Here is a 19,330-nt window from a genome sequence, read left to right on the forward strand (position 1 = left end):
CAAGAAATCCAGCGGACTGCGCAAGCCGGCCGGGGCAGCGCTAGCTCGGCAGCCCGAAGCCGAAGGCCGCGCCTTTTTTCCTGCGTTCTTCATGGTCCGATCCGCTCGCGGGCTCGGGCTCGGGTGCCGACTCGCGTTCGGCTTCGGATTCAAGCTCCTCTTCCCGCGGGCCCAGGTCGAGGTCTTCGACCATCGCCTGCAGTTCGACCAGCCCCGCCGCCATCGCGGCCTTGTAGGTCTTCATGGCCCGCGGCTGCTGGCGCAGCAGCCGCCAGTTGTCTTCTTCCAGTTCGACGAGGCGCCAGCGGTAGGCTCCTTTGCTGTCTTCGAGGACAGTGACCGCGACGCTTCGAAGCGATGACATGGCGCCCATGGTCGGCGATCCGCGGCCGGCGCGGTGTCGGACGCGGCCCCGCCTATGGCTCGGGGTCTTGCGATGCCGCGAGCCGGTGCGCGGGAAACCGCAGCGTGAACGTGGTCCCGCCGGCGGCGGACGAGCTCACGTCCATCGCGCCGCCATGGGCCTTCGCAATCTCGTTCACGATGAAGAGACCGAGCCCCACGTTGCGCGCCGAGCTGCCTTCGGGGACACCCCGCACCATCGGCTCGAACACCGTGGCGAGCACGGCCGGCGGAATCGGCTCGCCCTCGTTGTGCACCGTCACCCTCGCTTCCGGGCCATCGACCTCCGAGCGCACGGCAATGGCCGTGCCGCTGCGGCCGTAGGTTGCCGCATTGCTCACGAGGTTGCCGATGAGTTGGGCCAGCCGGTCCGCGTCGGCGGTGCATGCCCCTGGTCCATGCGACCGATGGGTGATGGTTCGGTCAGGAAACGCGAGCATCAGCTCGTCGACCGCCTGCGCGGTGATCTCGTGCAGGTCGGCGGCCGCCAGCTTCACGTGGATGCCCTGCCCGACCCGCGCCTGCGTGAAGTCCAGCAGTTCCTCGATGAGCCGCCGCGCACGCTCGGCCGAGTTGCGCACATGCCCGACCACGCGCGCCCGGCGCTCGCCCTCGGTCCTGCCCAGCAGCTGGATGCCCATCAGGATGGCAGACAGCGGATTGCGCAGGTCGTGGCTCACGATGCCGACCATCTGCTCCGCAAAGAGCGCACGGTCGCGCAAGAGGGCCTGCGTCTCGCGTTCCGTTTCCAGCAGCGCATCGGCTTTCTTGCGCGCGGCCATGAGCTCGCGCTCATAGCGGTTGCGGTCCCGGGCCACGAAGGCGGCGATCTCGTCGAACTCGCCTTCCTTGCGGGTGCGCCGGCGCGCGTTGAAGATCATCGGGATGCTCTGCCCGCCGCGGTGCCGCAGGTCGAACTTGACCTCGGCCAGCGAGCCCTGCATCTGGAGCGCCGGAGCCCAATGGGTCTGGTGGAAGATGCGACCGCCCATCGTGAACAGGTCCTGCACGCGCTTGATGCCCACGAGCTCTTCGCGCGCATAGCCGATCCATTCGCAGAACGTGGCGTTGACGCGGAGAATGGTCCCGTCCGGCGCGGTCACCAGCAAGCCGCAGGGCGCCTCGTCCAGCAGGTCGCCCGGCTCGGGAAGCGTCGTGCTCATCGGCCTTGCGGCTGGCCGAGCGCGGCCAGGAAGTCCTCGATGGCATCGCAGCTCGCGCCGGGTGCGCTCAGGTGCGGGCAATGGCCGGTGTTGGCCACCACGCGCAGGGTCCCGTTCGGCAGCGTGCGCTGCATGTACTCGCCCACGGCCAACGGCGCGATCAGGTCGTCGGACGACTGGATCACGAGCGTGGGCGTCTGCAGCCGGGCCACGTCCCGGCGGTTGTCGGACAGGAAGGTGACCTTGGCGAACTGCTTCGCGATCTCGGGGTCGGTGCGGCAGAAGCTGGCGGTGAGCTCGGCGCCGAGTTCCGGCCGATCCGGCACGCCCATGATCGCGGGCGCCATGCTGCTGGCCCAGCCGAGATAGTTGCCTTCCAGCGTGTCGAGCAGCGACTCGATGTCCTCGCGCGTGAAGCCGCCGACGTAGCCGTCGTCATCGATATAGCACGGCGATGGGCCCACCATCATGTGCGCTGCGAAAGTGCCCGGCGCCTTGAGATCCGCCAGCATCCCGATCATGGCGCTCACCGAATGCCCGACAAACAGCACCGGGCCGCTGCCGAACTCGCCGGCGATCTCCAGCAGGTCGTCGGCATACCCTTGCAGCTGCGAATACTTCGCCTTGTCGTAGGCGCCCAGATCGGATTGGCCCGAGCCGACAAGGTCGAAGGTCACCACGCGAAAACGCCCGGCGAACCTCGGCGCCATGAAGCGCCACATGTTCTGGTCGCAGCCGAAACCGTGAGCGAAGATCATCGTTCGCTCTCCCTCGCCGGAGACACGAACGTTGTTGCGTTGCTGGATGTTCACAGAGCGGTCCTCGAGCCTCCGAAAGAGTTCATTTTGCGCCCTGCCGGCCCCCTCCTCCGGCGCGCCTTCCTGCGCCGGTCGAACGGCTCCGCTATCGTTGTCCGAACGCGGCGCCCTCGAACAGGTCCTGGTACTCGCGCGGCTGCGACCGCCAGTACTGCCGGGGTGCGAACACGTGCGCGCCCAGCTTCGCGGCGGCATGCCACGGCCAGCGCGGGTCGTACAGCATCGCGCGTGCCAGCGAGACGGCGTCGGCCTCGCCGTTCGCGACGATGCTTTCCGCCTGCTCGGCCTCGGTGATCAGCCCGACCGCGATGGTGGGGAGGCCGACCTCGGCCTTCACCCGCTGCGCATAAGGCACCTGGTAGCCCGGGCCCAGCTTGATCGCCTGCTGGGGCGAGACGCCACCGGTCGACACATGCACGGCCGCGCTGCCGCGGGCCTTGAGCGCGTGGGCCAGCGCGAGCGTGCCTTCGATGTCCCAGCCGCCGGGCACCCAATCGGTGGCCGAGACCCGCATCCACACCGGCTTGTCCGCGGGGAATTCGGCGCGCACGGCATCGAACACCTCCAGCGGGAAGCGCATGCGGTTCTCCAGGCTGCCGCCGTATTCGTCGGCCCGATGGTTCGCGATCGGCGACAGGAACTGGTGCAGCAGGTAGCCGTGGGCGCCATGCACCTCGATGCCGTCCAGGCCCAGCCGCGCCGCACGCCGCGTGGCGACCACGAATTCGTCGCGCACGCGCCGCAGCCCGTCGCAGTCGAGCGCCATGGGCGCGTCTTCGCCCTCTGCATGCGGCACGGCGCTGGGCGCTTCGGTCTTCCAGCCGCCGGGCTCGCCGGGGCGGATCTGCACGCCGCCCTCCCAGGGCGCCCGGCTCGAGCCCTTGCGGCCGGCGTGCGAAAGCTGGACCGCGAGCGCCATGGGCGAGTGCGCGCGCACGGCATCCAGCACGCGGCGCAAGGCCGACTCGTTTGCGTCGGCGTACAGGCCCAGGTCCTGCGGCGAGATGCGGCCCGTGGCCGACACGGCCGTGGCCTCGAGGATCAGCAGCCCCGCGCCGGAAAGCGCGAGGTGGCCCAGGTGGATCATGTGCCAGTCGGTGGCGCACCCTTCGTCGGCCGAGTACTGGCACATCGGCGCAATGACGATGCGGTTGGGCAGCGCCAGCCCGTCCAACGACCACGGCTCGAACAGTCGGCTCATGCGTTTCTCCTTTTCATTTCCCGATGCTACCCACGGGCAGCATCCCGCGCAGCGCAGCGAGATTTCGGAACGCGCTGGTTGGCACTATCGGTGGGAAGCATCCTCCAGGATCAGGTCGGCCGCCTTTTCCGCGACCATCATGACGGCCGCCTGGATGTTGCCGGACACCATGCGGGGCATCACGGACGCATCGACGATGCGCAGTCCGCTCATCCCGCGCACGCGCAGGCGCAGGTCGACCACCGCGGCATCGTCCTCTCCCATGCGGCAGGTGCCGATGGGGTGATAGATCGTCTGCCCGTTCTGGCGCGCGAACGCGAGCCAGTCCGCATCGCTGCGAACCGGAGACCCCGGGCTCATCTCCTCGACCACGTGGCGCCGCAGCGCCGGGCGCTCGACGATGCGCCGAGCGATCTGCATGCTGCGCACCATGCATTCCTGGTCGACCGGGCTCGAAAGAAAGTTCGGCCGGATGGACGGTCCCGCGCACGGGTCTTTCGACTTGATGTGGATGGTCCCGACCGATTCGGGCCGCAGCTGCGTCACACCGATCGTCATGCCGGGCAGCTTGTCGAGCACCCGCTCGGCGGCGTTGGCATAGCTCGCGTGCATGAAGAAATATTGCGCGTCGGCCGTCGGCATCTCGGGCCTGGTTTTCACGAAAGCGTTCACCAGGCCGGTTCCCAGCGTGAGGATGCCGGTGCGGCGTGCGTAGTATTCCGACACGGCGAGGCCGAGGCGCCAGCTGCGCGACATCTCGTTGAGCGTGACGGCCGCCTTCACGCGCCAGTTCATGCGGGTGCAGAAATGGTCGATGTAGTTCTCGCCCACGCCGCGCAAGCCGTGGCGCACCGCGATGCCGTAGGACTGGAGCAGTTCGGCGCGGCCGATGCCCGACAGCTCGAGCAATTGCGGGGACTGGATCGCACCGGCGGCAAGAACGACTTCCGCGCGGGCGGTGACCGTGCTCTCCACGCCGTTGCGTCGGTAGGTCACGCCCGTGCAGCGCTTGCCGTCGATCTCCAGCCGCAGCACGTGCGCATGCGTCACCACGGTCAGGTTCCCGCGCTTCAGGGCGGGCCGCAGGTAGCCGTCGTAAACGCTCCAGCGCTTGCCGCCGCTTTGCGTCACCTGGTAGTAGCCCACGCCTTCCTGGCGCCCGGCGTTGTAGTCTTCGTTGAAGGGCAGGCCATCTTCCTGCGCCGCGCGGACGAAGGCGTCGGAGATCGGGAAGCGTTCGCGCACCTGCGCGAGCTTCATCGGCCCGTCGTGTCCACGCGTGGGGCCGCCCTTGTCGTAGTTCTCGAGCTTGCGAAAGTAGGGCTCCACGTCCTTCCACCCCCAGCCGCGCGCACCGGCATCGCGCCAGGCGTCGTAGTCGCCGGCCTGGCCGCGCACGTACACCATGCCGTTGATGAGCGTGGAGCCGCCCAGGCCCTTGCCGCGTGGCACCGCGATCACGCGGCCGTTGGTGTTCTCCTCGGCCTCGGTCTGGAAGCGCCAGTTGTATTGCGTGTTGGTCAGCAGCTTGCTGAAGCCCGCGGGAATGTCGATCCACATGCTCGCGGGTTCGCCGCCGGCCTCCAGCATGAGCACGCGGTGTCGGCCGGAGGCGGTGAGCCGGTTGGCCAGGATGCAGCCGGCGGTGCCGCCGCCGACGATGATGTAGTCGTAGGGTTCCATGTTCACCGTGCCTCCGATGTTGCGGCCATGACCTTGCCGGGGTTCATCGTCCCGGCCGGATCGAGCGCCGCCTTGACGCGGCGCGCCAGCCTCAGCTCCGGCGCGGAGCGGCACCGTTCGAGTTCGTTCACGCGGTACTGGCCGATGCCGTGTTCGGCCGAGATGCTGCCGTGGTGCTTCACGACCAGGTCGTGGACCAGCGCGTTGAGCGCCGGGCCATCGCAGGAGGGCGGCACGACCACGTTGTAGTGGATGTTGCCGTCGCCCGCATGTCCGAAGGCATTGATGCGCGAGCCGGGAAATGCGCTCGCCACCGCGGCATCGGCGTCGCGCAGGAACGCGGGGATGGCGGAGATCGGCACGGAGACGTCGTGCTTGAGCGAGCGCCCCTCGCGTGACTCGGCCTCGGTGATGGATTCGCGCAGCAGCCAGAGCTCGCCTTCCTGCCGCTCCGATTCGGCGATGACGCCGTCCGTCGCATCGCCCTCTTCGAGCACCGTGCCAAGCAGCGCTTCCACCGCATCGCGCAGGCCGGGAAGGCACGAGCTCGCTTCCAGCAGCACGAACCATTCGGCGGGCGCCAGCGGCGTCTTGAGGCCCTGGTGCCGCTCGACCAGCTCGAGCGCGGCGCCGGACATCAGCTCGAAGGCGTTGAGCGTCTCGCCGATCTGTTGCCGCGCCGCGCGAAGCACTTTCAACGCGGCGTCGGCGCCGGGCACGGCCAGGAGCGCCGTGACACGATGCAGCGACTGCGGTGCAAGCTGCAGCACCGCCGCCGTGACGATGCCGAGCGTGCCTTCGGTGCCGATGAACCACTGCTTCCAGTCGTAGCCGGCGTTGTCCTTGCGCAGGCGGCGCAGCCCGTTCACCACCTCGCCCCCGGCGGTCACGACTTCGAGGCCGAGCACGCGCGCCCTGGCCATGCCATGGCGCAGCACGTTCGTGCCGCCGGCGTTGGTCGAGAGCACGCCGCCGATCTGCGCCGACCCTTCCGCGGCCAGGCTGATCGGCAGCATCAGGCCCGCGGCCTCCGCGGCTTCCTGCGCGGTCTGGAGGATGCAGCCCGCTTCGACTTCCATCGTTTCGCCGAGCACGTCGATGTCGCGAATGGCGCGCATGCGCGCAAGCGACAGCACCACCTGCCGGCCGCTGCCGTCGGGCGTCGCACCGCCGGAGAGGCCGGTGTTGCCGCCGTGCGGCACGACCGCGATGCCCTGGCTCGCGCAAAGGCGCACCACGGCCGCGACTTCATCGGTGCTTCGCGGCAGCACGGCGCAGCGCGCCTGGCCCTTGAACACATGGCGCCAGTCGACGTTGTAGTTGTCGAGGTCGGCCGCGTCGGCGACCACGCCGCGTTCACCGGCAATGGCGCGCAGGGCGTCGAGGAATTGCGCGTCGGTCATGATCCGGCTGCCTCTTCTGCTGGCACGCCCATGAACGCGGCCATCAGCGCGACCTGGCTCGCCAGCATCGGCGCACCGAAATGCACGCGGCACCCTTTGGCGCGTGCCGCCCGCAGCAGCGGCGTCTCGGCAGGTTGCATGACGATCTCGGCGACGATCTGGTCGACCGACAGCCGCTCGCTGTCCAGCGGCAGCGCATCGCCGTCGCGCAGGCCGAGCGACGTGCCGTTGACCACCAGGTCGTGTTGCGAGGGGTCGTCGCTTCCGGGCTGCATCGGCACGCCCGGAAAATCCTCTTGCAGGCGGGCGATGAGTTCCCGGGCCTTGGCCGGTGTGCGGTTCGCGATCGTGAGGCGCGAGATGCCAGCCTGCGCCAGCGCATAGGCGATCGCGCTCGCTGCGCCGCCGGCTCCGGCAAGATAGGCGGACAGGCCCGCAGGCTCGATGCCTGCGCTGCGCAGTCCGCCGACAAAGCCTTCGCCGTCGAGCATGCCGCCCGACAGGCGGCCCTCGGCGCTGCGGCGCACCACGTTGACGGCGCCGATGCGCCGCGCGGCCGGCGTCAGCTCGTCGCACAGCGCGGGCATGGCCGTCTTGTGCGGCACCGTCACGACGAAGCCGCCGAGGTTGCGCATGCGGCGCAGCCCGTCGACCATGGCCGCAAGGCCCTCCGCGCCGACATGGATCGGCACCATGACGCCGTCGAAGCTGCGCGCGTCCAGCAGGCGGTTGATGCCTTGCGGCGTCTTCACGTGATGGATCGGGTCGGCCAGGATGCCGAAGATCCGCGTGTTTCCGGTGATGTCGGTCATGATTTCAGGCCTGCGTGTAGGTGGTCTTGACGGCCGTGTAGAACTCGCGCGCATAGGCGCCCTGCTCCCGCGATCCGTAGCTGGAGCCCTTGCGGCCGCCGAATGGCGCGTGGTAGTCCACGCCGGCGGTCGGCACGTTCACCATCACCATGCCGGCCGTGGAGTTGCGCTTGAAGTCGCTCGCATGCTTGAGCGAGGTCGTGCAGATGCCGGAAGACAGGCCGAACTCCGTGTCGTTGGCCACCGCCAGCGCCTCGTCGTAGCTTGCGACCCGGATGACGCTGGCCACCGGGCCGAACACCTCTTCGCGGTTCACGCGCATCGCGTTGTGGGTGTCGACGATCAGCGCGGGCGACAGGTAGAAGCCCGGGTGCTCGCGCTCGAGCAGCTCGCCGCCCGCAACCAGGCGGCCGCCCTCCTCCTTGGCGTTGGCAATGTAGAAGCAGTCCTGGTCGAGCTGGTCCTTCGAGGCCACCGGACCGATGTCGGTGCCGTCCTTCAATGCATGGTCGGTGCGAAGCTTCGCCATGCGTTCGACCATGGCCGCGACGAAGCGGTCATGGATGCCGTCCTGCACGATGAGCCGGCTGGAGCCGGTGCAGCGCTGGCCGGTCGAGAAGAACGAGCCGTTCACCGCCACCGAGACCGCCTGTTCCAGGTCCGCATCGTCGAGGATCACCAGCGGATTCTTGCCGCCCATCTCCAGCTGTACCTTGGCGCCGCGCTCCATGCAGCGCAGGCCGATCTGCCGGCCGGTCGAGGTCGAACCGGTGAAGGTCATCGCCCGCACCTTGGGCGAATTGACCATCGCGTTGCCGACCTTCGAGCCCGCGCCCATCACCAGGTTGAAGACGCCTGCGGGCAATGCGCCCGCACGCACGATGATCTCCGACAGCGCCCAGGCGCTGCCGGGCACCAGGTCCGCGGGCTTGAACACCACGGTGTTGCCGTAGGCCAGCGCGGGTGCGATCTTCCATGCGGGAATCGCGATCGGAAAGTTCCACGGCGTGATGATGCCGATGACGCCCTCGGCCTCGCGCACCACGTCCACCTCCACGCCCGCGCGGATCGATGCGAGCTTTTCGCCGCCCAGGCGCAACGCCTCGCCGGCAAAGAACTTGAACACGCGGCCCGCGCGCGTCGCTTCGCCGATGCCCTCGGCCAGCGTCTTGCCCTCTTCGCGCGAGAGCAGGCGGCCCAGCTCGTCGCGGCGCGCGAGGATCTCGCTGCCGATGCGGTCCAGGGCGTCGGAGCGTTCTTCCGCCGTCTTTCGCTGCCACGAGAGTCGCGCGTCGAAGGCCGCATCGATCGCCTGCAGTACCTGCGCCTCGCTGGCGCGCGCGTACTCGCCGACGACATCGCGCGTGTCGGACGGATTGATGTTGCGGTTCACGTCCGCACCGGCGAGCCATTCGCCGGCAATGTAGTTCGCCTTGGGTTGTGCAGTCATGGTGATTCCAGTGGTGTTCAGGGGTCAGGTCATCAGCCAGCCGCCGGCGACATCGATCACCTGGCCGGTGATGAAGCCCGATCTCGGCGAGCTGAGGAACAGGCAGGCATCGGCCACTTCGACCGGCTTGCCCAGCCGCCGCAAGGGGGTGACGCGGATCACGGCATCGTTGGCCTCGCGCGGCGCGCCGGCCACCATCGGCGTGTCGATGCGGCCGGGGGCCAGCGCATTGACCGTGATCCCGTGCGGGCCCAGTTCACCCGCGAGGTGGCGCGTCATGCCGATCAGCGCGGCCTTGGTGGTGCCGTAGTGCGCGGCCACGATGTCCAGGTAGGCCTTGCCCGCCACCGAGGACATCGACACGATGCGGCCGAACTTGCGGTCCACCATGCCGGGCGTGAGCCGCCGCGCAAAGTTGAAGACGCTGTGCAGGTTGACATCGACCACGCGGTGCCATTCGGCCGGGTCCATCTGCCAGATCGGCGCCGGCCTGCCCGCGTGCTTGGGCGAGATGCCGGCGTTGTTGACCAGGGTGTCGATGGGGCCGAGCGCGGCCTCGATGGCGCCGCAGGCGGCATCGCATGCATCGAAACTCGCCACGTCGGCTTGCGCGAAGTGGACGCGGTGGCCGGCGGAAGCCAGCCTGGCGGCCAGCGCCTGCCCGGAAGCCGCATCGAAGTCCACGAGCCCCACCGCCGCGCCGTCGGCGGCATAGCGTTCGGCAATGGCCGTGCCGATGCCGCCCGCGGCGCCGGTGACGAGAACCACCCGGCCGCGGTGTTCGAGGTGTTGCAGTGCATCCATGTCAATGCCCCAGGTAGGCGCGCCGCACATGCGGGTTGGCGAGCAGCTCGGCGCCGGTGCCCGTCAGGGTGATGGTGCCGTTCTCCAGCACGTAGCCGCGGTCGGCCAGCTTGAGGGTGTGGAAGACGTTCTGCTCGACCAGCAGCACGGTGGTGCCGCGCGATGCGACCAGGCGCACCACGTCGAACATCTGCTCCACCAGCAGCGGCGAGAGGCCAAGCGAGGGCTCGTCCATGATCAGGAGCTTGGGCCCGGCCATCATGCCGCGCGCTATCGCCACCATCTGCTGTTCGCCGCCCGAGAGCGACCCGGCAAGCTGGGGCAGCCGCTCCTTCACGCGCGGGAAGATCTTCAGGACTTCATCGAGGCGCTTGTCGCGGTCGCGCCGCGCCGCGTGCTTGTAGGCACCCATGAGCAGGTTCTCGCGCACGGTCAGGAACGCGAACAGCTGCCGGCCCTCGGGCACCATGGTGACGCCGAGCTCGACGATCTCGTGCGGCGCCCGGCCCGTGAGCCTTGCGCCTTCGAATTCGATGGTGCCGCCGGGGGTCGGGATGAGGCCGCACAGCGCCTTGAGCGTCGTCGTCTTGCCCGCGCCGTTGGCACCGACCAGCGTCACGACCTCGCCCTTCCGGACGTCGAGCGAGACGCCCCGCAGGACTTCGCTCTTGCCGTAGCCGGCACAGATATCACGCAGCTTGAGCATCGAGGTACCCCTTGCCTAGGTAGGCTTCAATCACCGCAGGATCGTTGACCACGTCGGCCGGCTTGCCCTCCTTGAGCAGCCGGCCGGCGTTGATGACGATGATGCGGTCGGACAGCGCCATGGTGGCCTGCATCAGGTGTTCGATCATGAGCACCGACACGCCCGAGTCGCGGATCTTGCGGATCATCGCGATCGCGCGTGTCACGTCGGTCGGGTTCAGGCCCGCCAGCACTTCGTCGAGCAGCAGCACCTTGGGACCGGTGGCCAGCGCGCGCGCCACCTCGAGCCGCTTCATGCCGCCGACCGTCAGGCCGCGCGCCTCGTGGTCGAGCAGCGCCGTGAGGTCCGTGAGCTCGGCCACCTCGCGGGCCATCGCTTCGGCCTCTTCGGCGTTCCGGGTGCGCATGAAGGCGCCGAGCATGATGTTCTCGCGCACGGAGAGCCCCGAGAACGGCTGCACGATCTGGAAGGTGCGCCCCACGCCGGTCTGCGCAAAGCCTTCGGGCGAGGTGGGACGGGTCCATTCGCCATTCGCCTGCCGCACCTTGACCGTGCCGGCGTCGGGTGCGATGAAGCCGGAGAGCTGGTTGAAGACGGTGGTCTTGCCCGCGCCGTTCGGGCCGATCACGCCGAGGATCTCGCCTTCATGCAGGGTCAGCGACACGTTGTCGGTCGCGAGCAGGCCACCGAAGCGCTTCTGCAGGCTTTCGGCGACGAGCAGCGGCTGCCCGCGGGTGGTGCTCGCCACGCGGCTTGCCACCTGCTGCGGCCGGAGCGCCGGCCCGCGCTTGCGCGCGCCCGGCAGCCTGTCGATCAGCGCCAGTGCGCGTCCGCCCAGGTGCCCCACCAGGCCGCGTGGGAAGAACAGCACCACGAGCACCAGCACCACGCCATACACGAAGCCGTGCGTGCCGTTGCCCAGCGCGCTGAGCCAGCCGCGCGACAGCTCGGCCGCGGGCAGCACCAGCACCGTTCCGAGCAGCGGGCCCGCCACGGTGCCGAGGCCGCCGATCAGCGCGAACATCGCGATCTGGATCGAGAGCTCCAGCGAGAAGGCGGCCGAGGGCTCGATGAAGGTCAGGTACATCGCATGGAACGAGCCGAGGATGCTGGTGAGCGCGGCGGAGATCACCGCGGCTGCGATCTTGACCTTGACCGCGTTGATGCCCACCGCCCGCGCGGCGTCTTCGCGCTCGCGCACGGCGATCAGGTAGAAGCCGAAGCGCGAGTAGCGGATCAGCCAGCTGATCCAGAGCGTGACGGCAAGGAAGCCGAAGGCGATGGCCAGGTAGGCCCACTTCTCGCGGAAGATCATCCACTGCAGGCCGATGTTGAGCGGCACGTTCAGGCCGGCCGATCCGCCCGTGACGCCTTCGAAGTGCACGACGAGCAGGCGGCACACTTCCAGGAACGCGATGGTGGCCAGCGCGAAGAAGGGCCCGCGCAGGCGCAGCGTCGGGTAGGCGATCACCAGCGATGCGACGACCGCGACGATGGCACCGCCGAACATGCCGATCCACGGCGACAGGCCGAAGTGGATGACCAGCATCGTCGCCGCATAGCTGCCGATGGCATAGAAAACCGCATGGCCCAGCGACAGCTGCCCGGCGTAGCCGCCGACGATGTTCCAGGCCGTTGCCAGCGCGCCGAAGATGCAGACCTGCACCGCCAGGTGGTAGACGAAGGGCGAGTTGATCGCGAGCGGCGCAACCAGCAGCGCGAGGAGCGCCGCCACGCCGATGTAGGCGCGCGGATGGGTGAGTCGGGGAAAGATCATGGCTTGCACCTATTCCGAGCCGCGGCCCAGGCCGAAGAGCCCGGTCGGCCGCACGGTGAGAATCACCAGGAAGATCACGAAGTACACGACCTCCTTGAGGTCCGAGCCGACGTAGAAGCCCGCGATGCTGTCGATGAGCCCGATGAAGAGCGAGCCGACGACCGCGCCCGGCAGGCTGCCGAGGCCGCCGAGCACCACGACGACGAACGCCGTGAGAACGAAGTACTGCCCCACCGTCGGGAACACCGGGTACTGCACCGCGAGCAGGCCCGACGCAAGCCCCAGCAGCGAAGCCCCGAGCGCGAAGACGAGGATGTAGGCCTTGTTGACGTTCACGCCCATCAGCGCCGCGGCCGCGCGGTTCTGCGCCAGCGCCCGGAAGCCGCGCCCGGTGAAGGTGTGCTGCAGGAACAGGTACACGCCCAGGGCCACGAGGATCGCGACCAGGAAAGTCACGAGCTGGCCGGTGACGATGCTGACCGGGCCGAGCTGGAAAGCGTCCGCGCCGAACCCGGCCTGCACGCTGCGCACGTCGGCACCGAAGACCATCAGCGCCAGGTTCAGCAGCGCGGTGGACACGCCCACCGTCGCAAAGATCTGGATGTGCGGCTCGGCCGACAGCAGCGGCTGGATCACGAAGCGCTGCATGGCGGCGCCGATGGCGAACAGCAGCAGCGCGACGGGAACCACGGTGGCATAGGGATGCATACCGCTGTGCGAGGTGATCATCCACGTGGCGTAAAGGCCCACCATCAGGAGCTCGCCATGCGCGAAATTGACCACGCGTACCACGCCGAAGATGAGCGTGAGGCTGATGCTGATGATGGCGTAGGCGCCACCGAGCAGAAGCCCGTTGGCCAGCAGCTGGAGAAAGATTGACATGCGTTGTCCCCCGCCGCGCGCCCAGGGGCGCGCGGCTGAAGAAGGAATGGAAGGTGCGCTCAGTCCACGCGCGCGGCGATCGGCTTGGCGGTGGCCACGCCTTCGGGGTAGACGGTTTCGAGCTTGCCCTTCTGCCACTGCATCAGGTTGGTGGTGGCGAGCCTGTTCTGGCCGTTCTCCGCAAAGTCGAAGCCCCATCCGGCGGCGCTGGAGCCGGCCGCCTTCTTGTAGGCCAGCACGGCCTCGCGGATCTTGTCCTTGTCGGTGGACCTGGCCGCGGCAAGCACGTCGAGGAAGGCCTTGGCACCGACGTAGTTCACGAGGCTGTGGCCCGAGCGAGGCGCCGTGCCGAACTGCTTCTGGTAGGCCGCGGTGAACGCACGCAGTCCGGGCGCGCCGTTCTCGGCCATGGTGTCCTGCGGAAAGTCGACGTCGTAGGCGCCGTCCATCGCAGCGCCCAGCTGCTTGGCCGTGTCGGTGAGCGAGTAGCCGCCGCCTGCGCCGATCAGCGCCTTGGGCTTGAAGCCGGCATTGGCCGCCTGCCTGATGAACAGCGTGGTGTCGTTCTGGTAGGAGGTCTGCAGCACGACGTCGGCACCGGCGCCCTTCAGGCGAAGAACGAGCGACGAGAGATCGACGCTCTTGGCCGAGTACGACTGGCTCTCCACCACGTTGAGGCCCAGCCGCTTGGCTTCTTCCTTCTGGAAGCTGCTCACCAGCGTGCCGTAGGAACCGTCTTCGAAGATGATGGCGATCTTCAGCGCCTTGGGGTCCGCCTTGAGCTGCGGCGCGACCACCTTGACGACCGCCTCGATGCTGCGCTCGGCAAAATTCCTGGCCGTGGAGTTGCTGCGGAACACGTACTTCATGCCGCGGCCGGGTGATGGTGTCGGCCACGGCGCCCAGTTCGAAGTATGGAACGCCGGCCAGCTCCGTCACCTGCGTCGCAGCCGCCGAGACACCCGAGGCGTAGCTTCCGAACACCGCGGTGACGTTCTCCACGGAGGTCAGTCGGCGAGCTTCGCCGACGGCCTGGTTCGCATCGACCGCATCGGCCTTCACCAGCACGATCTTGTTACCGTTGATTCCACCCGCCGCGTTCCTTTCGTCCACCGCCAGCTGCACGCCGCGAAAGCTCTCGTCGCCGAGCAGGGCCAGCCCGCCGCTGAACGGGTAGAGCGCGCCGAGCTTGAGGTCGGCGCCATGCGCCGCAGTGAGTGAAAGGGCTGCCGTGCAGGCCAGTGCGGCTGCGAGTTTCCTGAGGGGTTGCATCGGGTCTCTCCGTGGGTGCAATGTATTTGAAGCGCTTCATTTCCAACCGATGGGAGGTGCACCATCTTTGGAAGCTCTGTGCCCGAATGCTAACTTGAAGCGCTTCATATTTCAAGCGAAGGCGGCGTTCCCGGATAGGGATCTTCCCTAGGAACCGGCGGAACGCCCGCGTCGCCCGAAGGGCGTAACGCGGATCGAAAAGGCGGCGCTCAGCCGGCGAACCGGGGCTCGGGAGTGCCGCGCACGCCGAGGCCGTGGATCGCGAACAGGCTGCCGCCCTGCACGCCATCGACGGGAAAGCGCGGCAGCGGCGGCTTGGCCATGGAGGTGACGTAGAGGATGTCGAGGCCGGGCCCGCCGAAATTCACGCTGGTGACTTTCTTCACCGGCATCTCGATCACGCGGTCGACCGTGCCGTCGGGCGCGTAGCGAACCAGCTTGCCGTCGTAGACCTGCGCGTTCCACAGGAAGCCTTCGGCATCGACCGTCGATCCGTCCGCGGCGCCGCCGGTCGAGGTGTCGAGCTTCGCGAAGGTGCGCCGGTTCGACACCCGGCCCGTGTCCAGGTCGTAGTCATAGGCCCAGATCTCGCCCGACCAGGTGTCGGCAAAGTAGAAGATGCGGCCGTCGGGGCTCCAGCAGGGCCCGTTGGAGCAGATGATGTGGTCATCCAGCTGGTGCAGCGACAGGTCCGGGTCGAGCCGGTAGAGCGCGCCGTTCGGCCCTTCCTCGTTCATGTCCATCGAGCCCGCGATGAAGCGGCCGCGCCGGTCCACCTTGCCGTCGTTGAGCCGGTTGCCGGACTTGCCGGGCTCGGGATCGACGATGAGCTGCGTCTCGCCGCTCGCGAAGTCGAGAAAATGAAAGCCGCTCGCCAGCGAGAGCACCGCGCCGCCGCGGCGGCGCAGCGCCATGGAGCCGATGCGCGCGGGCACGTTCCAGGCGCGCACCTCGCGCCCGTCGGCCGTGCAGCGGAACACCTTGCAGCCGAAGCTGTCGATCCAGTAGAGCCGCTGTTCCTCCACGTCCCAGACCGGGCCCTCGCCCAGTTCTGTCTTCACGTCGACCAGGATTTCGATGCGCATGGGGCCTCCTTAGAACGCGACCTTCGCCGCGCCCTTGAGATGGAGGATCTCGCGGGCCTCGTCGGGCGTGGCGATGTCGATGTTGAGCGCCTCGAGCACGGCGCGGATGCGCAGCACCTGCTCGGCGCTCGAGGCCGCCAGGCGGCCCGGCGCGATCCACAGCGAATCCTCCAGGCCGACGCGCACGTTCGCGCCCATGGCCGCGCCGATGGTGGCGAGCGGCATCTGGTTGCGGCCGGCACCGAGGATCGACCAGCGGTAGCGGTCGCCGAACAGGCGGTCCGCCGTGCGGCGCATGTGCATCAGGTCTTCGGGGTGGCCGCCGATGCCGCCCAGGATGCCGAACACCGACTGCACGAACAGAGGCGCCCTCACGAGGCCGCGCTCCAGGAAATGCGCCAGGTTGTTCAGGTGGCTGATGTCGTAGCACTCGAACTCGAAGCGCGTGCCGTTCGCATCGCCGATGCGCAGGATGTTCTCGATGTCGGTGAAGGTGTTCTTGAACACCAGGTTGCGGCTGTTCTCCAGGTTCTCGCGCTCCCAGTCATGCTTGAGCTCCTTGTAGCGGTCGAGCATCGGGAACAGGCCGAAATTCATCGACCCCATGTTCAGCGATGCGAGCTCGGGCTTGAACACCGTGGCCGGGCGCATGCGCTCCTCGACGGTCATGTGCGGGCTGCCGCCGGTGGTGATGTTGATCACCGCGTTCGTCGCCGCCTTGATCTTCGAGAGGAAGGGCCGGAACAGTTCCGGGTCCTGCGAAGGGCGGCCATCGACCGGATCGCGCGCATGCAGGTGCAGGATGGCGGCGCCGGCCTTGGCCGCGTCGATGGCGGCGGTGGCAATCTCGTCGGCCGTCACGGGCAGGTGCGGCGACATGCTGGGTGTGTGGATCGCGCCGGTGGGAGCGCAGGTGATGATTGCCTTGGTGCGTGTGGCCATGAGATGGGTTTCCAGAGTCGGTGCTTGTGGCGTTGGGGTTGAAGAAACGGTATGGGAAGGAGCCCCGGGTACTCAGCTCAGCGCCTGGGTATGGCCGTCGACCACGAGCTCCTGGCCCGTGACGCTGGCGGCCAGGTCGCTGGCCGCGAACAGGACCATGTTGGCGATGTCGGTGGTGCTGACCATGCGGCCGAGCGCGGACTGCGCGGTGTAGGAGCGCGTCACTTCGTCGAGCGGCCGGCCCGAGGCCTCCGCCTTGGCCGCGATCACCGCGCGAATGCGCGGCCCGTCGACCGCGCCCGGAAGGATCGCGTTCACGCGGATGCCGTCGGCGCCGAGCTCGATGGCGAGCGTCTTGGTGAGGCCCACCACGCCCCACTTGGAGGCCGCATACGGCGCGCGGCCCGGCATGCCCAGGTGACCCGCCGCCGAGGAGAGATTGACGATCGAGGCGTTGCTGCTCTTGCGCAGGCGCGGCACGGCGGCGCGCACGCAGAGGAACTGCCCCGTCAGGTTGACGGCCAGCGTGCGCTCCCAGTCGGCGAGGGACAGCGTTTCAACGCCGCCGGTCGGACCCGCGATGCCGGCGTTGTTCACCAGGATGTCGAGGCCGCCGAGCGCCTGGTCGGCCACCTCGAACAGCGCAGCGACCTCGGCCTCGTTCGACACGTCGGCGCGGCAGCAATGCACCCCGGGCAGGTCGGCTGCCAGGCGCGCCAGCGCCGTCTCCTGCACGTCGCACACCAGCACCCGGGCGCCAGCGGATGCGAAGGCGCGCGCGATCGCAAGGCCGATGCCGTCGGCCCCCGCGGTCACCAGGACCCGGCGGCCGGAAAGCGAAGCTTGATTCCACATCGACCATCACCCCTGTGAAGCAGATGTATGGAATCATATATTTGTGATCACAGTTACAGGGGCAGTATTTACCCGCGGACGCGCGCTTCAGGCCCGGCGCTTCGTCGCGGTGCGTGTCTTGCGCAGCGGGCCGGGCATCCGCGGGTCCGACTCCCAGGGCGGTGTGTCTCCGCCGAAGTGTTCCGCGAGGAAATCGATCAGCAGCTTGAGCGGCCGCGGCTGGTGCTGGCGCGACAGGATCACGGCGTGGATGCCCAGCACTTCGGGCTCGTGGTCCGGCAGCAGGCGCACCAGCGCGCCGCGCGCAAGCTCGTCCGAGACGAAGTAGGTCGGCAGCATCGCGATGCCGGCCCCCGCGATCGCGGCTTCGCGCAGCACCGAGGTTTCGTTGCTCGACAGGCTGCCCCGCACCGCGATGGCGACCGTCCGGCCCGCCTTGCGCAGCCGGTATTCGGCGCGGCTGCCGAAGGCGTGCGTGATGCACTCGTGCGCCGCAAGCTCCTCCGGCCGCGCGGGCACGCCGCGCCGCGCCAGGTAGGCGGGCGCGGCGCACAGCACCGAATGGCAGGTGGCGATCCGGCGCGCGACCACGCCTTCGTCGAGCCGGTTGGTGATGCGGATGGCCAGGTCGATGCGTTCGTCGACCAGGTCGATGGCGCGGTCCACGGTGAGCAGCTCGACCTCGATGCGCGGATAGCGTCCCTGGAACTCGACGATCGCGCGCGTGAGGCTCGAGAGCGCGAAGGACAAACTGGTGGTGAGCCGCAGCTTGCCCGCGGGCTCGGTGCGGCGCGCGCCGGTGACGGCCTGCACGTCGGAGGCCAGCTCGAGCATCTGGCGCAGGCGCGGCAGTGCCTCCTCGCCCGCATCGCTCAGGCTCACACGCCGCGTGGTGCGATGCAGCAGCCGCGCGCCGAGCCATTGCTCCAGGCTTTCGAGATGGCGGCTGACCATGGCGCGCGAGAGGTCGAGCACCTCGGCCGCGCGCGTCAGGCTGCCCTGGTCGGCAATCTCGATGAAGGTGCGGATGGCGCTCAGGTGGTCCATGGGGATTGAATCGAATCAGTTGACAATCATTTGATCGAACCGAAGTTTATCTTCCAGAACCGGATCAATACGATGAGCCCATCCGCAACCCCCAGCCTCGATGGAGTTCCCCATGAAGACGACCCAGTTCTTTTCCCTTGCCCTGCTGCCCGCCGCCCTGACGCTCGGCATCGTCGCTGATGCCTCGGCGCAGGCGGCCCCTCCCCTGACCTTGCAGGTCTACAACGCCGACGCCAACAGCTTCCACGTCAACTCGGTGCTGGTCGCAGGCCAGACCGACGCGGTGCTGCTGGACACCGGCTTCACGCGCGCCGATGCGCTGCGCATCGCGGCCATGGTGCTCGACAGCAAGAAGACGCTCAAGACCATCTTCATCAGCCAGGCCGACCCCGACTACTACTTCGGCATCGAGGTGCTCAAGCAGTACTTCCCCGACGCGAAGGTGGTCACCACCGCCCCCACCCTGAAGAAGATCCAGGCCACGCTCGCCACCAAGCTGCAGGTGTGGGGCCCGCGCATGGGTGCCAATGCGCCGAAGAGCGTGCCGCTGCCCGAGGTGCTCGCGGGCAACACCCTCTCGCTCGAAGGCCAGGCGCTCGAGGTTCGCGGACTCGACGACGGCCAGCCGCATCGCAGCTACGTGTGGATCCCGTCGCTCAAGACCATTGCCGGCGGCGTGAACGTGTACGCCGGCCTGCACCTCTGGATGGCCGATGCGCAGACGCCGCAGGAGCGCGCCGACTGGGCCGCCAGGCTCGGCGCCATGGTTGCGCTGCAACCGGCCCGCGTCATCCCGGGCCACAGCGCCGCAGGCACGAAGCAGGACGCCTCGCAGCTCGCATGGAGCCAGGCCTACCTCGCACGCTACGAGCAGGAGCTGCCGAAGGCGGCCGACAGCGCCGCGCTCATCGGCGCCATGAAGCAGGCCTATCCGGACGCGGGCCTCGGCGTGGCGCTGGACATCGGCGCCAAGGTCAACAAAGGAGAAATGAAGTGGTGAGCGCGCGCAGCCACCTGGAGGTCGTGCG

Annotated in this window: 18 protein-coding genes and 1 pseudogene; 1 reads left to right on the plus strand and 18 read right to left on the minus strand. The window is 68.5% G+C overall.

Annotated elements, in window-relative coordinates; all coding sequences use genetic code 11:
- Positions 1-40 precede the first annotated feature (40 nt).
- From ABID97_RS28725 to ABID97_RS28810, 18 genes and pseudogenes are all read right to left on the minus strand, one after another.
- Positions 41-364: a hypothetical protein gene (locus tag ABID97_RS28725; RefSeq protein WP_354402888.1), complete on the minus strand. Its 324-nt coding sequence runs from the start codon at positions 362-364 to the stop codon at positions 41-43.
- Positions 365-416: 52 nt separating this feature from the next.
- Positions 417-1,565 carry a PAS domain-containing sensor histidine kinase gene (locus ABID97_RS28730; RefSeq protein WP_354402889.1) on the minus strand — a complete coding sequence of 383 codons (1,149 nt, stop codon included), beginning with the start codon at positions 1,563-1,565 and terminating at the stop codon, positions 417-419.
- Positions 1,562-2,377, minus strand: coding sequence for an alpha/beta fold hydrolase (locus ABID97_RS28735; RefSeq protein ID WP_354402890.1), 816 nt, complete (start codon positions 2,375-2,377; stop codon positions 1,562-1,564). The genes ABID97_RS28730 and ABID97_RS28735 overlap by 4 nt, the downstream gene beginning before the upstream one ends.
- A gap of 91 nt (positions 2,378-2,468) precedes the next feature.
- Complete coding sequence (locus ABID97_RS28740; protein ID WP_354402892.1) at positions 2,469-3,584, minus strand: NADH:flavin oxidoreductase/NADH oxidase; 1,116 nt, start codon at positions 3,582-3,584, stop codon at positions 2,469-2,471.
- An 84-nt stretch (positions 3,585-3,668) separates the two neighbouring features.
- Positions 3,669-5,267, minus strand: coding sequence for a GMC family oxidoreductase (locus ABID97_RS28745; protein WP_354403081.1), 1,599 nt, complete (start codon positions 5,265-5,267; stop codon positions 3,669-3,671).
- A gap of 2 nt (positions 5,268-5,269) precedes the next feature.
- The gene (locus ABID97_RS28750) at positions 5,270-6,670 is read right to left on the minus strand and encodes an FAD-binding oxidoreductase (protein WP_354402893.1); all 1,401 of its coding nucleotides are present in this window, start codon (positions 6,668-6,670) and stop codon (positions 5,270-5,272) included.
- Positions 6,667-7,482, minus strand: coding sequence for a shikimate dehydrogenase family protein (locus ABID97_RS28755; protein ID WP_354402894.1), 816 nt, complete (start codon positions 7,480-7,482; stop codon positions 6,667-6,669). Before ABID97_RS28755 ends, ABID97_RS28750 begins: the two co-directional genes overlap by 4 nt.
- A gap of 4 nt (positions 7,483-7,486) precedes the next feature.
- On the minus strand, positions 7,487-8,932 hold the full coding sequence (locus tag ABID97_RS28760; protein ID WP_354402896.1) for an aldehyde dehydrogenase family protein: 1,446 nt from the start codon (positions 8,930-8,932) through the stop codon (positions 7,487-7,489).
- Between the two features lie 24 nt (positions 8,933-8,956).
- Positions 8,957-9,736 (minus strand): SDR family oxidoreductase, encoded by a 780-nt coding sequence (locus ABID97_RS28765; RefSeq protein ID WP_354402897.1) that lies wholly within the window; start codon positions 9,734-9,736, stop codon positions 8,957-8,959.
- Between the two features lies 1 nt (position 9,737).
- Positions 9,738-10,442 carry an ABC transporter ATP-binding protein gene (locus ABID97_RS28770; protein WP_354402898.1) on the minus strand — a complete coding sequence of 235 codons (705 nt, stop codon included), beginning with the start codon at positions 10,440-10,442 and terminating at the stop codon, positions 9,738-9,740.
- A complete protein-coding gene (locus tag ABID97_RS28775; protein WP_354403082.1) occupies positions 10,426-12,216 on the minus strand; it encodes a branched-chain amino acid ABC transporter ATP-binding protein/permease in 1,791 nt (596 codons plus the stop codon). Before ABID97_RS28775 ends, ABID97_RS28770 begins: the two co-directional genes overlap by 17 nt.
- A gap of 12 nt (positions 12,217-12,228) precedes the next feature.
- Positions 12,229-13,101 carry a branched-chain amino acid ABC transporter permease gene (locus ABID97_RS28780; RefSeq protein WP_354403083.1) on the minus strand — a complete coding sequence of 291 codons (873 nt, stop codon included), beginning with the start codon at positions 13,099-13,101 and terminating at the stop codon, positions 12,229-12,231.
- Between the two features lie 59 nt (positions 13,102-13,160).
- On the minus strand, positions 13,161-13,970 hold the full coding sequence (locus tag ABID97_RS28785; protein ID WP_354402900.1) for an ABC transporter substrate-binding protein: 810 nt from the start codon (positions 13,968-13,970) through the stop codon (positions 13,161-13,163).
- 76 nt (positions 13,971-14,046) lie between these two features.
- Positions 14,047-14,373: pseudogene (locus ABID97_RS28790) on the minus strand (ABC transporter substrate-binding protein); the annotation flags it as partial.
- Between the two features lie 209 nt (positions 14,374-14,582).
- Positions 14,583-15,458, minus strand: coding sequence for an SMP-30/gluconolactonase/LRE family protein (locus tag ABID97_RS28795; RefSeq protein ID WP_354402901.1), 876 nt, complete (start codon positions 15,456-15,458; stop codon positions 14,583-14,585).
- A gap of 9 nt (positions 15,459-15,467) precedes the next feature.
- Positions 15,468-16,400 carry a 3,5-dioxohexanoate:acetyl-CoA acetone transferase gene (gene kce / locus ABID97_RS28800; protein ID WP_354402902.1) on the minus strand — a complete coding sequence of 311 codons (933 nt, stop codon included), beginning with the start codon at positions 16,398-16,400 and terminating at the stop codon, positions 15,468-15,470.
- A gap of 72 nt (positions 16,401-16,472) precedes the next feature.
- Entirely contained in the window at positions 16,473-17,255 is a 783-nt protein-coding gene (locus ABID97_RS28805; protein WP_354402903.1) for an SDR family oxidoreductase, read from the minus strand.
- 87 nt (positions 17,256-17,342) lie between these two features.
- Positions 17,343-18,302: a LysR family transcriptional regulator gene (locus ABID97_RS28810; protein WP_354402904.1), complete on the minus strand. Its 960-nt coding sequence runs from the start codon at positions 18,300-18,302 to the stop codon at positions 17,343-17,345.
- A gap of 112 nt (positions 18,303-18,414) precedes the next feature.
- Between ABID97_RS28810 and ABID97_RS28815 the strand changes: the two genes are divergently transcribed.
- The gene (locus tag ABID97_RS28815; protein WP_354402905.1) at positions 18,415-19,302 is read left to right on the plus strand and encodes an MBL fold metallo-hydrolase; all 888 of its coding nucleotides are present in this window, start codon (positions 18,415-18,417) and stop codon (positions 19,300-19,302) included.
- The last annotated feature ends 28 nt before the right edge of the window (positions 19,303-19,330 follow it).

The sequence above is a fragment of the Variovorax sp. OAS795 genome, from assembly GCF_040546685.1.
GTDB lineage: Bacteria > Pseudomonadota > Gammaproteobacteria > Burkholderiales > Burkholderiaceae_C > Variovorax.

Excerpts from the sequence above, each read along its gene's own strand:
- ABID97_RS28795 (WP_354402901.1), bottom strand. The coding sequence starts at position 15,458 with ATGCGCATCGAAATCCTGGTCGACGTGAAGACAGAACTGGGCGAGGGC.
- ABID97_RS28750 (WP_354402893.1), bottom strand. The coding sequence starts at position 6,670 with ATGACCGACGCGCAATTCCTCGACGCCCTGCGCGCCATTGCCGGTGAA.
- ABID97_RS28815 (WP_354402905.1), top strand. The coding sequence starts at position 18,415 with ATGAAGACGACCCAGTTCTTTTCCCTTGCCCTGCTGCCCGCCGCCCTG.
- ABID97_RS28755 (WP_354402894.1), bottom strand. The coding sequence starts at position 7,482 with ATGACCGACATCACCGGAAACACGCGGATCTTCGGCATCCTGGCCGAC.
- ABID97_RS28730 (WP_354402889.1), bottom strand. The coding sequence starts at position 1,565 with ATGAGCACGACGCTTCCCGAGCCGGGCGACCTGCTGGACGAGGCGCCC.
- ABID97_RS28770 (WP_354402898.1), bottom strand. The coding sequence starts at position 10,442 with ATGCTCAAGCTGCGTGATATCTGTGCCGGCTACGGCAAGAGCGAAGTC.
- ABID97_RS28760 (WP_354402896.1), bottom strand. The coding sequence starts at position 8,932 with ATGACTGCACAACCCAAGGCGAACTACATTGCCGGCGAATGGCTCGCC.
- ABID97_RS28780 (WP_354403083.1), bottom strand. The coding sequence starts at position 13,101 with ATGTCAATCTTTCTCCAGCTGCTGGCCAACGGGCTTCTGCTCGGTGGC.
- ABID97_RS28745 (WP_354403081.1), bottom strand. The coding sequence starts at position 5,267 with ATGGAACCCTACGACTACATCATCGTCGGCGGCGGCACCGCCGGCTGC.
- ABID97_RS28740 (WP_354402892.1), bottom strand. The coding sequence starts at position 3,584 with ATGAGCCGACTGTTCGAGCCGTGGTCGTTGGACGGGCTGGCGCTGCCC.
- ABID97_RS28805 (WP_354402903.1), bottom strand. The coding sequence starts at position 17,255 with ATGTGGAATCAAGCTTCGCTTTCCGGCCGCCGGGTCCTGGTGACCGCG.
- ABID97_RS28810 (WP_354402904.1), bottom strand. The coding sequence starts at position 18,302 with ATGGACCACCTGAGCGCCATCCGCACCTTCATCGAGATTGCCGACCAG.
- ABID97_RS28725 (WP_354402888.1), bottom strand. The coding sequence starts at position 364 with ATGTCATCGCTTCGAAGCGTCGCGGTCACTGTCCTCGAAGACAGCAAA.
- ABID97_RS28765 (WP_354402897.1), bottom strand. The coding sequence starts at position 9,736 with ATGGATGCACTGCAACACCTCGAACACCGCGGCCGGGTGGTTCTCGTC.
- ABID97_RS28785 (WP_354402900.1), bottom strand. The coding sequence starts at position 13,970 with ATGAAGTACGTGTTCCGCAGCAACTCCACGGCCAGGAATTTTGCCGAG.
- kce (WP_354402902.1), bottom strand. The coding sequence starts at position 16,400 with ATGGCCACACGCACCAAGGCAATCATCACCTGCGCTCCCACCGGCGCG.